The sequence below is a fragment of the Erwinia sp. S38 genome, from assembly GCF_016624545.1.
Taxonomy (GTDB): domain Bacteria; phylum Pseudomonadota; class Gammaproteobacteria; order Enterobacterales; family Enterobacteriaceae; genus Erwinia; species Erwinia coffeiphila.
Genome location: NZ_JACVTS010000022.1, coordinates 1 through 13431, shown reverse-complemented (window position 1 = coordinate 13431; position 13431 = coordinate 1). Strand labels below are relative to the sequence as shown.

The window sequence follows — 13431 nt, the reverse complement described above, 5'->3', positions numbered from 1 at the left end:
CTTATTAAATACCACTACACCGCGGCCAGCGCGTCACGGCGCGCCTTACGCTGGTAAACCAGCACGGTCAAAATAATCGGGATAACAGTTGCTGCCAGCATCGCCAGCGCGTAAACGCTCCAGAACTGCGGCTTGATAGAGAGGATGCCCGGCAGGCCACCGACGCCGATGCCGTTTGCCGTCACGCCGGCCAGGCCGCAGATCAGCGCCGCCACGGCGGAGCCGATCATCGCGCACAGCATCGGGAAGCGGTATTTCAGGTTGATGCCGTACATGGCCGGTTCGGTCACGCCGAGGAACGCGGAGATCGCCGCCGGAACCGAGATTTCGCGTTCGTTATGTTTCTTACTGACGATAATCACACCGACAACCGCGGCACCCTGGGCAATATTTGACAGGGCAATCAGCGGCCAGACCGGGGTGCCGCCGGTGCTCTGCACCATCTGCATATCGATCGCCAGCGTGGTCTGATGCACGCCGGTGATCACCAGCGGCGCATAGAGGAAGCCGAACAGCGTCGCACCAATCGGCGCAAGGCTGCCGGTCATCACGCTTTTCACCGCGAACGCCACGCCGTCACCGATCATGCGGCCAAACGGCCCGATCAGCGTGTGGGCAAGGAACACCGCAATCAGCAGCGAGGTCACCGGCACGATAACCAGATACAGGTAGGCGGGCACAATACGCTTAAGCGCATTTTCCACCAGCGCCAGCGCCATACCGGCCAGCACGGACGGGATCACCTGCGCCTGATAGCCCACTTTTTCAATGGTGAACCAGCCGAAGTTCCACACTTCCGGCAGCTGCTGCCCAAGGTTATAGGAGTTCATCAGCTGCGGAGACACCAGAGTGATGCCCAGCACGATGCCGAGGATCTCGGTGCCGCCCATTTTTCTCACCGTTGACCAGCACACCGCCACCGGCAGGAACATAAACACCGCTTCGCCCAGCAGCCACAGGAAGTCGTAGATCGACTGCCACATTGGATGCATCTGCGCCAGCGTCTGGCCGTTGCTGAAGGGAATATCACCAATCACGTTGCGGAAGCCGAGGATCAGGCCGCCGCTGATCAGCGCGGGCAGCAGCGGGAAGAAGATTTCCGCGAAGTGCGAGATGCTGCGCTCAAACAGGCTCATGTTCTGCCGGGCGGCGATTTTTGCCTGCTCTTTGCCGACTTCATTCTGGCCGATCGTCGCAATCAGCACTTTGTAGTAGTCGCCGACTTCCGGCCCGATCACCACCTGGAACTGCCCGGCGTTGGTGAAGCAGCCTTTGACCATCGGCAGCTCTTCCAGCCCCTGCGGCGAGGCTTTTTTCGGATCGCTCAGGACAAAACGCAGACGGGTTATACAGTGGGTTACGGTGGCGATGTTGTCTTTGCCGCCGACAAGGTCGATCAGCCGATCAACATCCTGTTGCTTAACTTTACTCATAAGAAGTGGCCTTATCTCTGGAAGTGTCCAATGCCGGGTCAGGGGCTGTCTGAAATCGACGCAAGAATATCCAGATCCGCTACGCTCTGTCATGGGAACGTTCCCAGTTTTGCAGAAACGATCACAAATTTTCAGGATCGTAAGGGTTTAATCGGGCCGAAAGGCGGCGTTAAAGCGCCAGTTTTCCGCGAATAATCGTCTGCTGCAGATCGATTGAACCGTCAAGCTGCGCCAGCAGCTGCCGGGCAGCGGCATCGCCAGCGGCACCGTATCCCAGCTCCACGGAGAAGGATTCCGGGAACAGGAAATGCAGCAGCGGCAGGTTACCGATACTGCACACCAGCACGCCGCTAATCTGCTGTTGCTGAAGGTATTTTTGTGCGCCAAGGGCAATGGTGTCGGAGGCACACACCACCGCGCGGATATCGTGTTTCAGCAGCTGCGGCAGCAGATCGTAACCGCTCTGCCAGGTGAGTTCACCGAGCGCGATATGCGGCGCTAACTCGTGCTGCTGACAGCACTCTTCGTAGGCGCGGGTACGCTTCAGTCCGGTGGTGGTATCGCGATCGGAAACGCCGATAAAGCCGATCTCGTTAATCTGTCTGTCCAGCAGCGTCTTCATCAGCAACTGCACTGCCCCGGCGTCGTCATAACACACCGAAGAAAGGCCGGGCATCTCGCGGGCCATCATCACCAGTTTATCGCGCCACGGCAGCAGCATTTTTGCCGTCAGGCCGGTAAAACCAAACAGGATCACCCCGTCGATATTGCGCTGCTTCAGCACCAGCAAATGCTCTTTCACCCGCTCCACGCTGAACTGGCTTTCCAGCACGATGGCGTCATAGCCCTGCTGATAGAAAAGTGGCAGCATGGCGCGCACCGCCTGATTTTCCGAGGGTGAATCCAGGCGCGACACGACAATGGCGATCACCTTGTCGCTGAAGCCACGCATCGCCCGCGCCGACTTGGACGGGCTGAAGTTATGCTCTTCAATCACCTGCAGCACGCGCTCGCGGGTTTCCGGCCGAACATTTTCTTCGTTGTTCAGCACGCGGGATACGGTGGATTTCCCCACCCCGCTGAGGCGGGCAATGTCCTTGATCGTCAGGCGATTTTGCATGGTGTGTTCTGTTCAGCTGGCTATGGCGGGCAGTTTACCGCCTTTCCCGGCTAAAAATACAGGGTAGGATGGTGCGCAGATATGGCCTGACAGGGGAACGAACGGACGCGACGGCTCAGATTGGCGGTAATAATCTGACCTGCGTAATGCGGTCACGGCCCTGAGCCACTACAGCGTTTAATTCCGGTCGAGCATCAGGGTACTGTATTTCCGGATATGACAAATTCACTCCCTTAATTCGATACGGAGAATCGGTGAATACGGAAATAATCACTTTTGTAGATATCACGCAGATATATTACAGCTGAAGTACTGGCAATAACTATTTCTGAAGGATCTTTCCTGACTCAATTATTTGAACGAAAACGATTGCTTAACGCTGACAACACCCGTGCTTCACGGTAAAAAAAACATTTTTTGACCTGTGAAAATTCACACCTCATAAAAAAATAACCATATGATTTTAAATCAATATTTATATTCACATGGCGCCATAAAATCAACGGAAATATGTTTTCATCTTTAGCCGATATGAATCGTCAGGAATGATAATAAAATTGATTCCTGTTAGCCCCTGCATGCTCATACGCTGAAAACATGATTTGACCCTGACTGCTGCCAAATACCGCGCTAATCATTGAACCTTATCGCGGTTTTATTTCACAAAAATGTAAGGGTTGTGATAATAAAATAATAAATGTGCAACAAAAAATAAACAAAGCACTTCTATATTGGCCCCTTCAATTTTTGGGAGGGAGTGCCATGCGTAACTGGAGTGAGCCTAAAAAAAATAAAGCCCATATCGAACTGATCCCGATGATCGATGTGATGATGTTTTTACTGGTTTTCTTTGTTCTGATTAGCCTGAATGTGATCCCTGCTCTGGGCCTGAAAACCCAGCTGCCGTCGGCCAGCAGCGCCCAGCAGCTTAAACCGCAGAAAAAGGCGATTATCACCCTCGGTAGCGGCGAACAGCTACAGCTGGACGGCCAGCCGCTGGCCATCGATGCGCTGGTGAATACCCTTAAGCAGCAGCAGCAGGAAAACCAGACCACCACGATTATCGTCAACAGCGATAAAGACGTGGCGGTCGAGCGCCTGGTTACCGTGATGGATACCCTGCGCCAGGGCGGTTTCTTCTCCATTTCTATCGCCACACGGAAGCAGTGATATGTATCTGCTTTATCGTTCACGCCACGTTGTCAGCTGGCTACCCGCGCTGGTTATCGGTGGATGCTTACTGTTTATCAGCCAGCATGCCGTGCTGCAGGTGAAACCCCACTATGACGATACGGTAATGGAGCTGTCGCTGGCCGAACCCGAACCAGAGCCACCGCAGCCGGAACCCATCCCGGAACCGCAGCCAGAACCGCCGCCGGAACCACAACCCGAACCGCAGCCTGAGCCAGAGCCGATTGCAGAACCCGTCGTTCCTGCTCCGGAACCGGTTATCCAGCAGCAACCGATTGTTAAGCCAAAGCCAAAGCCGAAACCAGAAACAAAGCCAAAACCGGTTCCTGAGAAAGCGCCGAAGCCGCAGGAGCGCGTGGCACAAAAGCCGTCTGCCGTCAGCAGGCCGGTAAGCAAGCCTACCGCGCCGCCCTCTCCACCTGCTCCTCCGGCACCGAAAGCCAACGCGCAGGCGGTGGAAAACGGCTACCTGCAGGCGCTGCGCCGCGAGCTGGAACAGCGCAAACGCTACCCGAGCGGCCGTCAGGCGTCACTGGAACGCCCACAGGGCAACGTTGAGGTCTGGCTGGAGGTCGACCGCAGCGGCAGGGTGCTCGCTTCCGGTATTGCCAGTAAGGCTCCGAGCATGTTGCTCAATCGCGCAGCGCTGAGTTCCTTACAAAGTATCAGCCAGTTGAAGCCCTTCCCTGAAGAGGCTTTCGCCGGGCAAAGCAGCAAAAGATTTACCGCAACGTTTAATTATCAGGCTCCATAAAACTTAATTATCTGTTTTTTCACAGGAAAAAAAATGAAGAACTTTAATTATTCTGGGATTGCGTTAGCCGTGGTGACGGCATTGTTATCAGGTTCATCGCTGGCGGCAGACAGCAGCGATGTGGGGGAGATTAACGTCAAAGGGCAGTCGCTGGGCGGCGGTCTGATGGTGCAGGAAGACAGCAGTAAAGCACGCTCCACGCTGACGAAAGAAGCCATGGACAAAGCGCAAGGCGCCAGCAACGCGATCGACATGTTGAAATATACGCCCGGTATGAACGTCAACAGTAATGACGCCAGCGGCCTGAGCGGTATTGACTACACCATGCGCGGAATGAACGCCGATCAAATCGGCCTGTCGATGGACGGCATTCCGATTAACGACTCGGGCAACTACGCGGTGTATCCGAACCTGCTGGGTGATGCGGAAAACCTTGAGCAGATCTTTGTGACTCAGGGATCTTCCGAAGTTGACGGCCCGCATATCGGGTCGAGCGGCGGTAACATTGGCCTGGTCACCAAGCGTCCGTCTAAAGAGTTCGGCGGCTTCGTCAAGCAAACCCTGGGCAGCAACAACCTCAGCAAAACTTTCGCCCGCCTGGAGACCGGTGAGTACAACGGTTTCAGCAACTGGCTCTCTTACTCGCACACTGAAGCAAAAAAATGGCGCGGAGAAGGACGCAACTACTCCAATAAGTTCGAGATGAACTCGCTGTACGAGGATGGCAACGGCAACAGCAGTAACCTGATCGTGAAGTACAACAAGCAGGACAACACCAACTACAACACCCTGAGCAAAGCGCAGTTTGACGAAGATCCGACTCAGGATTACTCGACCTCGCCGGTCTATAACAGCAGAGGCCAGCTGAGCAAATATTACAAGCTGGACCGCAATCCGTTTGAAAACTTCTCCCTCTCTTTCTCACAACGACTGCAGCTTCGCGACAACCTCGCGCTGACCGTTCAGCCCTATTACTACTGGGGTAACGGCGGCAGCTTTACCGGGCAAACGGCCTCGGTGCTGTCTAACACCTCCGATAAGGCCGGGCAGTACGACCTGAGCAATTTAACCTCCAATACCTACTACCGACCTTCGTGGACTCAGACATGGCGGCCGGGCGTTACGACGAAACTGAAGTGGGATATTAACGACGAGCACAGCCTGGATATCGGTTACTGGTATGAGCGTGCACGCCAGTCGCAGACCCAGCCGTTTATCAGCATTCAGGATGATGGCAACCCGGCGAACGTTTCCGGTAAGCCCGGCGGGTCCGACCAGGTGAAAGACGCCAACGGCAACACGGTACAGGGCCGCAACCAGTACACCGTTACCCCGGCGCAAAAAGTCTGGCTTCAGGATACCTGGTTCGTGTCGCCGGAATGGACGGTGGTGGGCGGCCTGGCGTATCAGTACGTCGAGCGCATTGGTGATAACAAGGGCAGCCTGTACAACGCGCCGGAAAAACGTAAAGCGACCTACCATGAATTCCTGCCGAACTTCAGCCTCAGCTATAAGCCGAACCTGGAAAACCAACTGTTCTATAACCTGACGCGCAACATGCGTACGCCGCCAAACTACGTGCTCTATAACGTGGGCGACTCCATCAACACCTCGCCGGAGCTGAGCTGGAACCACGAGCTGGGCTGGCGTTTCCAGCGCGACGATATGCTGCTGAGCGCGACCGTTTTCTATATGCGCTATTCCGACCGTCAGATCTCCACCACCAATGCTGACGGCGACTACGAGATGATGAATATCGGCAGCGTGGAAAGTAAAGGTCTGGAGCTGGAGTGGAGCGGTAAGCTGCCGTACAACTTCAACTACTACACCTCATACACCTATACGGATTCCGAGCAGAAAGATGACATTGTCAGCAACGGCGGCAATCCACTGCCAACGGCGGGTAAAACGGTGCCGAACGTGCCGAAAAACATGCTTAACATGTCGCTGGGATATGACGATGGCCTCTACTACGGCAGCTTCGGCGGTAAATACGTCAGCGCGTTCTATGGCGATTTAACCAACGACGAAAAAATCAGCGGCCGCACGATCTTTGATGTTGCCGCGGGCGTTCATCTGCCGGTGGACAAAAAGATTGTTAAAAGCGCCACCCTGCGCTTCGGCATCGATAACCTGTTCGATAAAGAGTATCTGACCTCCGTGCGCTCAACGACCTTTAACGCGGCACCTTACAACGGCGTGAGGGCCAGCACCCCGTATTACAACGTCGGCGAAGAGCGCACCTTTAGCGTTTCGCTGGAAGCCACCTTTTAACTAACCGGAGGGCACGCTGATGGATGCCACCCTGATTCACGACATTATTTTCTACATTATGTATGCCGCACTGGCGATCGCCGTGGTGATACTGATTGAACGCGGGCTCTATTTTTCGTGGGCGCAGCGCCAGGCACGGCGCTTTGAACAGGCGCTGACGCCGGACGTCCGCCGGGCGTCGGACCTGCCGGAGTCGCTGACCGGGCGCAACAGCCTGCCACTGACCATTATTCTTCCGGTGCTGGAGAAAAAACAGATGGCGGAAGACCGCGAAGCGATGAGTGATTTAATTGATGCGCAGTATCTGCTGAGCAAACCGCAGATGTCGCGCGGGCTGTGGATGCTTGAAACCGTGGTGACCGCCGCGCCGTTGCTGGGCCTGCTGGGGACGATACTGGGCATTATGGACACCTTTAAGGCGCTTTCCGCCTCTGGCGTTTCTGACGCCAGTATGGTTTCCGCCGGGATGGGCACCGCGCTCTACGCCACCGGCCTGGGGATTGCGATAGCGCTGCTGTGCCTGGTGGGGAATAACTACCTGCAAAGCCGCATGGAGCGTATTAACGAACTGCTGAAAGTTCTGCTGATCCGTGCCGGCAGCCCGGCCAGTCGTCCGGAACAGAGCGATCGGCACTGGGAAGGGCGCGAGGCGCAGCGCTATGCCTGATTCTCGTCAATACGGGTGGCCGGGAGGCCGCCTGATTAGCCTGGTTGCGGGCGGCTGGATGCTGTTAAGCCTGCCCGTACACGCGGCGTTCTCAATACCGGGCTACGAGCTGGTGTATAACGCACCCCAGGAAACCACGCTACAGAACAGTGATTTGCGCAATGCCGCCGACGTCTGGCAGCAGATGTTTGATTCGGCACGTGGGCATATCGATCTGGCGCAGTTTTATGTGGCAAACGAACAAGGTTCTCTGCTGGATGGCGTGCTGACCCATCTGCGCGCCGCCGGGGAACGCGGCGTGAAGATCCGTTTCCTGATGGAGGAGAAAGGCGTTGGCCTGTCGACGCCGGAAACGCTGGCGGCGCTGAAGACCATCCCCAACCTTGAGCTGCGGATTATTCCGTTCCACCGGCTGACCGGCGGTATCGTCCATGCCAAGTATCTGCTGGTGGATGGTAAAGAGGCCTTTGTCGGCAGCCAGAACTTTGACTGGCGCGCGCTGGAGCAGATTCAGGAAACCGGCCTGCGGATCGACGATGTACAAGCCGTGCAGCAAATTCAGGCTATCTTCGACCAGGACTGGCAGGCGCAGGCACTGCTCGCCGGGAATAAGCCGGTGCCGAAACTGACGTGGCAGGCACCGGCGTCGGTTCCGCAGGGCAATTATCTGGTTGCCAGCCCGCGCGATTACAACCCGAGCGGGGTGATTGACTCGCAGGTTGAACTGCCGCGTCTGCTGGACAGCGCAAAGTCGCGGATACGAGTGCAGGTGATGGACTACGCCCCGCTGTCGTGGGGAGAAAAGGGAAAGCGCCCCTATTACGCCACGATTGATAACGCCCTGCGCAGCGCGGCCGCACGGGGTGTGCAGGTTGAACTGATGGTGGCCAGCTGGAATCTGAAAAAACCGGAGGTGTTCTGGTTAAAGAGCCTGTCGCTGGTGCCTAACGTTCAGCTCAAGGTGGTGACTATTCCACCCGCAAGCCGGGGGTTTATTCCCTTTGCGCGCGTGGTTCACAGCAAGCTGATGACGATCGACGGTACGACGGCCTGGGTGGGAACCAGCAACTGGAGCGGGGGCTATTTTGATAACTCACGCAACCTTGAGCTGGTGATGAACAGCGTGCCGATGGCCGAGCGCCTGGACGCGCTTTATAGTCAGCTGTGGAACAGCCCCTACGCGGAGCCGATCAGGGTGGATTTTGATTATCCGCTGCCCCACCCTGCCCGCGAAAAGTAGATGACGTTGTGGCTGATGATGCAAACGGGGTGCATCATCGGGAAGAAGAAAAAATGCTACTGCCGCGGCTTTGGGTGCGGTGGTGGCATTTCTACATCCCGAGTTTTACTCGACGGCTAGCAGCTCTTAGACCCAGCATCACATTAATAAATCTGGACCTATAACCCACTATTCGCATTCAGCCAAGCCCATCGAGTAAGGTCCATCCCATCGGGCGAAGTCATTTTTTTGAAAGTTTCCCTTAACATTTCAGCTCGAAGTGCTTCCCAATTTTTCTTTGTGAGTTTAGGATTTGTCCTGTCAAAGTGGAATCTTAATAGGGATGGTTATGAGAAAAATGTGGGTCGTGCTAGCAGTGACATTGGCACTCAGTGGCTGTGAGCAGCCAAAAATTGATACGTCCAGTGATGAGAGCATGAAGTCCTCTATTCAAAAGGTCAGAACGTCATTACCTGAGGATAAACGTGCATCTTATGACGATGCGCTTAAGGTGGTAGCTTTCAGCCATCTGGACTTTAAAGACCTGATGCAGGCAGGGATGACGAATAATACCGCAGATATCGAAGCGCAGATGAAAAGTGACCTGGCAGGAAAAACCGGCGAGGAAGTTATCAACTACGCAGACAAGATCCGTAAGGAACGGGCTGAAAAAGAAAAGACACAGGCCCTGCAGGAAATCGCAGAGCTTGAAAAAAAACAGACTGATGCACAAGCAAACCTGAAGCAGCTTGAGGCTTTCAAAGTCACACGGTCGCGTTTTTATTTTGAGAAAAAGGAATATGGTCCTGACCAGCCTATTATTGCGCTGAGCGTAGAGAATGGCACGCCTAAAGCAGTATCCCGCGCCTACTTTCGTGGCGTCATCTCCAGCCCGGGTCGTGAAGTGCCATGGTACACAGACACTTTCAACTATCAAATTTCTGGAGGCCTAGAACCGGGAGAGAAAGCTGACTGGAATCTTGCGCCCAATTCCTACTCTGACTGGGGAAAAATTGAGGCACCGGCAGATGCAGTCTTCACTGTAACGGTGATCCGGGTTGATGATGCCCAGGGAAATCCGGTTTTTGGTGATACTGAATTTACAGAACGTGATGCCAGGCGCCTTGCTGAACTAAAAGGGCGGTATCCGGACGCAGCCCACTGATAATTGAATATCAGAGTAAAGGTCAAAGGTATGAGACGCTCTCAAGCTGTTAAATCCCGGCAACAGGGCGTTCATAATGCCCCGTCCACTGAAAAGGTTCGTTCCTGCCAGATGCTGGACTGGTAGGTTAACTATCAGATACCGATGGGGTACAGAGCCGGATTAAGTTTTGAGATGGCTTCACGCTCAATTGTGTAGTGTGACCGCAATGAGCAAACAGCGGACGCTCACAGCTCCAACAACATGACTAACATTGAGGTGTTTCAATCACCGGGGAGTAGGTCAAAACTGCTAATGCTTCTTTAAAACGTATTGGCTATGGTGGTAAGTTAGCTGCTCATGGTTTGAGAGCTATTGCGAGTACTGATGCTAATGAAAACAGGTTTAATGCAGATGTAATCGAAGCAGTTCTTGCTCATAGTGATAAAATCAGATCAGAAAAACTTTAACAGATCGATTCACTTTGAACATCGAATTGATTTGATGAAGTGGTAGGGAAGTTTTTTGCAAAAATAAGAATGGATAATGAATATATGAGCAATGATATTCTAAAAGCATTTAAAGCGTCAGACTTAGTCGATAAGAATATTAATTTTCTTATTGGTTCTGGTGCATCAGCAGGCTACATTCCTACCTTGTGGATTAAGGATGACATATCATATGAGGATGTATTAACTAATGAAAAATTTCAAGAAATTGAAAATGTTATATATCATTCTTACTACGACGATATTTTATCTAAAAGCTTTTGCATAATCCCAAGCATCTTCAAAGAGAAAATTAAATTCAAACACACTTTCATCAATTATTTAAGGTTTATTAAAAACCTCTCATCTTTAGTCGATAAAAAAAGTGTCAATCAAATCCGCAGAGCAAACATCTTTACAACTAATTATGATCTTTTCTTAGAAAAGTCATCTGACTTACTCCTAAAAACCAATGCTGGGTTTATATTTAATGATGGTGGGAGAGGACTGCATACTCGATACCTTAATATAAGTAATTTCCATACATCAACTTGGCATCACGGGACTAACGATCTTTATAAATTTGAAATCCCCACTATCAATCTCATTAAAATGCATGGGTCAATATCTTGGAATAAAGTTAACGAAGATACTATTACCATACGTTATCTCGATACACTTCCTGATGAGCTGTCGATTGAGACAGATTATTACTTAAATATAACAGAGACTATAGAGAAGATAGAGCAAGAATATTATTTCGATGGCGCAAAAACTGCTATTGAACTTTCTCGAGAAGATGATGAAAGATTACAGAGGTTTAGAAATGAATATGACAAACTAGCAATTGTTAATCCAACAAAAGCTAAGTTTAAAGAAACTGTCTTTCAGCAACACTACTATCAGTCATTACGACTATTAAGTTATGAACTCGAGAAACCGCAAACAATATTAATTTGCTTTGGATTTTCTTTTAAAGATGAACACATTAGAGAAATAATCCAAAGATCTTTGAGCAACCCATCTCTTATAATCTATGTGTTTTGCTATAGATTAAAGGATAAAGAAAACATAAAAAGAATCATCAACAGCAAAAAAATTGTTTTCATATCTCCTAATTCCTATACAGATGAAAACAACATTGATTTTAAAAGATTTATATCATGCATATTCCCGAAGAAAAATGAATATGCATTGCGGGGGTTAACATGCAGCTTGTAATAGGTGCTGTAACTTCGGTTAAGGGAACAGCTGTCAGAGCCCTGATTAACCCTAATCTTTATCAAGCAACATATATTTATGATGGGAAATTATACCGTGGTGTGTCTATAAATGAATACATTGTGATAAAAAAGGGGTTTCATGAGATAGTTGGGAAAATCGAGGGTGAAGAAATAATTGAAAAAAAATCTTACAACCAAGAACAGCCCAATGCAGAGAAGTATGATAGGTTTATCGATCTTAAAATTATTGGATACGTGCAAGATAACAAGTTTCAATCTGGTATAAAGTATCTCCCCATGATTCAAGATAGCCTGTATTTGGCTTCGGATAAATTAATAAGCGCCATCTACACTTTCGGCGGTAATATGGATTCAAAATCTATAACAATAGGAAAATCTTTGCTGGAAGATATATCTATCAGAATACCTATTAACGGGGTTTTCAACTCCCACTTAGGTATTTTCGGGAACACAGGAAGTGGCAAATCAAACACTCTGGCTAAACTTTACATAGAGTTATTTAACTCATTTAAAGATAAAATATTTACACGATCCCGATTTATATTCATCGATTTCAATGGCGAATATCGGACAATGCATAACACTTTCATTAGGCATAGTTCGTATGTAGAACTTGACACCCACACCAATGCAGGAAAAGATAAATTATTTTTAAAGCAATCTGAGTTCTGGGATTCCGAATTGCTTTCAGTATTATTCTCAGCGACAGAAAAAACACAAAAGCCCTTCTTGAATATCTTAATAAGAAATAGAATGGAGTATGGTGAAGGACTTAACGATTACTTCCAGAAAACTTTACAGGTTATGTTTGGTCAGAACCAACATAGAGAAACAATAAGTGTCTTACTTAGTGTAATAAAGATTATCAATCCTGAAAATGAAGGGAAAATAAATAATGAACTGGCGAAATTTAGTTGGTTTTCTAGAGGTGAAAACAATAAATACTATTTAGGAGGAGTTTATCCAAGCACGCCAGAAGAGTATTTGTCGCATACCCCAACCCTAAGAGATACATATATAAACCATGAGGAGCTTACAGCATTCGAGCAATTATCAGTACGCGCAACATTGCAGCTCATACAATCAGTATCTAGAAACTATGTTCAATATGAACATATAAGCCCTTTAATTGGTAAAATAAATGCATCTGCAAAATCACTTGAGAAAGTCATTAAGGTAATTTCCGATGTTGAAATTCACCCCTCGCCATTAATATTCATTTCCCTAAAGAACTGCAATCAAGACATAAAAAAAACCATACCAATGATGATTGCTAAGTGTTCTTTCTTAGAACATAAGCGTTTCGAAGGAAAAGAAAAAAGTTTCCATTTAATTATTGATGAAGCACATAACATCCTTTCTGAAAGTTCAGTTAGAGAGTCCGAAACCTGGAAAGACTATAGACTTGAACTTTTCGAGGAAATAATCAAAGAAGGACGTAAATTTGGTTTTTTTATAACAATTTCCAGCCAAAGGCCTGCGGATATATCTCCAACAATAGTGTCTCAAATTCACAATTATTTTCTGCATCGCTTAGTTAATGATAATGATATATTTTTGCTAAAAAACTCTTTAAACAACCTTGATAACTCATCTCGCGCTTTAATTCCATCACTTCCTTCAGGTGCATGTGTAGTATCTGGTACCGCTTTCCACACCCCAGTAGTAATACAGATTGAGAGGTTATCAAAAGAACTTGCACCAGAGAGCGATACAATAGATTTGGATGCATATTGGTAATTTCTCTGGCGCGCAGCACTTTCCCCACCTCGCCCAGACGCTTAAGAGGGCGTGACCTTGCTAACCGTATTCTAACTCTCCGATGCGTTAGTAACGTCCGCTTTTGGCTGTGAGTTCAATGGGTCGATGCAACGCTATCCTTAATCAAGGGGGACGT

The 13431-nt window shown here is 49.8% G+C and carries 10 protein-coding genes and 1 pseudogene; 9 read left to right on the top strand and 2 right to left on the bottom strand.

Annotated features, from left to right (window positions below; genetic code table 11):
• Positions 1 to 14: 14 nt before the first annotated feature.
• Positions 15 to 1433: a PTS trehalose transporter subunit IIBC gene (gene treB / locus IBT46_RS20875; protein ID WP_200547243.1), complete on the bottom strand. Its 1419-nt coding sequence runs from the start codon at positions 1431 to 1433 to the stop codon at positions 15 to 17.
• A gap of 169 nt (positions 1434 to 1602) precedes the next feature.
• On the bottom strand, positions 1603 to 2553 hold the full coding sequence (treR, locus tag IBT46_RS20870) for a trehalose operon repressor TreR (RefSeq protein WP_200547242.1): 951 nt from the start codon (positions 2551 to 2553) through the stop codon (positions 1603 to 1605).
• Between the two features lie 762 nt (positions 2554 to 3315).
• On the opposite strand from treR, the gene IBT46_RS20865 reads away from it, so the two are divergent.
• From IBT46_RS20865 to IBT46_RS20830, 9 genes and pseudogenes are all read left to right on the top strand, one after another.
• Complete coding sequence (locus tag IBT46_RS20865) at positions 3316 to 3723, top strand: biopolymer transporter ExbD (protein ID WP_105591958.1); 408 nt, start codon at positions 3316 to 3318, stop codon at positions 3721 to 3723.
• A gap of 1 nt (position 3724) precedes the next feature.
• A complete protein-coding gene (locus IBT46_RS20860) occupies positions 3725 to 4498 on the top strand; it encodes an energy transducer TonB (RefSeq protein ID WP_200547241.1) in 774 nt (257 codons plus the stop codon).
• 33 nt (positions 4499 to 4531) lie between these two features.
• Positions 4532 to 6772 carry a TonB-dependent receptor gene (locus IBT46_RS20855; RefSeq protein ID WP_200547240.1) on the top strand — a complete coding sequence of 747 codons (2241 nt, stop codon included), beginning with the start codon at positions 4532 to 4534 and terminating at the stop codon, positions 6770 to 6772.
• Positions 6773 to 6791: 19 nt separating this feature from the next.
• Positions 6792 to 7439 (top strand): MotA/TolQ/ExbB proton channel family protein, encoded by a 648-nt coding sequence (locus IBT46_RS20850; RefSeq protein WP_200547239.1) that lies wholly within the window; start codon positions 6792 to 6794, stop codon positions 7437 to 7439.
• Complete coding sequence (locus tag IBT46_RS20845; RefSeq protein WP_200547238.1) at positions 7432 to 8679, top strand: phospholipase D-like domain-containing protein; 1248 nt, start codon at positions 7432 to 7434, stop codon at positions 8677 to 8679. The genes IBT46_RS20850 and IBT46_RS20845 overlap by 8 nt, the downstream gene beginning before the upstream one ends.
• A 328-nt stretch (positions 8680 to 9007) precedes the next feature.
• Positions 9008 to 9823 (top strand): DUF6694 family lipoprotein, encoded by an 816-nt coding sequence (locus tag IBT46_RS20840; protein WP_200547237.1) that lies wholly within the window; start codon positions 9008 to 9010, stop codon positions 9821 to 9823.
• A gap of 284 nt (positions 9824 to 10107) precedes the next feature.
• A pseudogene (locus IBT46_RS27400) lies at positions 10108 to 10318 on the top strand (integrase); the annotation flags it as partial.
• A 38-nt stretch (positions 10319 to 10356) separates the two neighbouring features.
• Complete coding sequence (locus tag IBT46_RS20835) at positions 10357 to 11511, top strand: SIR2 family protein (protein ID WP_200547236.1); 1155 nt, start codon at positions 10357 to 10359, stop codon at positions 11509 to 11511.
• A complete protein-coding gene (locus tag IBT46_RS20830; protein ID WP_200547235.1) occupies positions 11499 to 13274 on the top strand; it encodes an ATP-binding protein in 1776 nt (591 codons plus the stop codon). Before IBT46_RS20835 ends, IBT46_RS20830 begins: the two co-directional genes overlap by 13 nt.
• Positions 13275 to 13431 lie beyond the last annotated feature (157 nt).

What these genes read in the sequence shown, in the direction of transcription:
- treB (WP_200547243.1), bottom strand. Translation starts at nt 1,433, where the DNA reads ATGAGTAAAGTTAAGCAACAGGATGTTGATCGGCTGATCGACCTTGTC.
- treR (WP_200547242.1), bottom strand. Translation starts at nt 2,553, where the DNA reads ATGCAAAATCGCCTGACGATCAAGGACATTGCCCGCCTCAGCGGGGTG.
- IBT46_RS20865 (WP_105591958.1), top strand. Translation starts at nt 3,316, where the DNA reads ATGCGTAACTGGAGTGAGCCTAAAAAAAATAAAGCCCATATCGAACTG.
- IBT46_RS20860 (WP_200547241.1), top strand. Translation starts at nt 3,725, where the DNA reads ATGTATCTGCTTTATCGTTCACGCCACGTTGTCAGCTGGCTACCCGCG.
- IBT46_RS20855 (WP_200547240.1), top strand. Translation starts at nt 4,532, where the DNA reads ATGAAGAACTTTAATTATTCTGGGATTGCGTTAGCCGTGGTGACGGCA.
- IBT46_RS20850 (WP_200547239.1), top strand. Translation starts at nt 6,792, where the DNA reads ATGGATGCCACCCTGATTCACGACATTATTTTCTACATTATGTATGCC.
- IBT46_RS20845 (WP_200547238.1), top strand. Translation starts at nt 7,432, where the DNA reads ATGCCTGATTCTCGTCAATACGGGTGGCCGGGAGGCCGCCTGATTAGC.
- IBT46_RS20840 (WP_200547237.1), top strand. Translation starts at nt 9,008, where the DNA reads ATGAGAAAAATGTGGGTCGTGCTAGCAGTGACATTGGCACTCAGTGGC.
- IBT46_RS20835 (WP_200547236.1), top strand. Translation starts at nt 10,357, where the DNA reads ATGAGCAATGATATTCTAAAAGCATTTAAAGCGTCAGACTTAGTCGAT.
- IBT46_RS20830 (WP_200547235.1), top strand. Translation starts at nt 11,499, where the DNA reads ATGCAGCTTGTAATAGGTGCTGTAACTTCGGTTAAGGGAACAGCTGTC.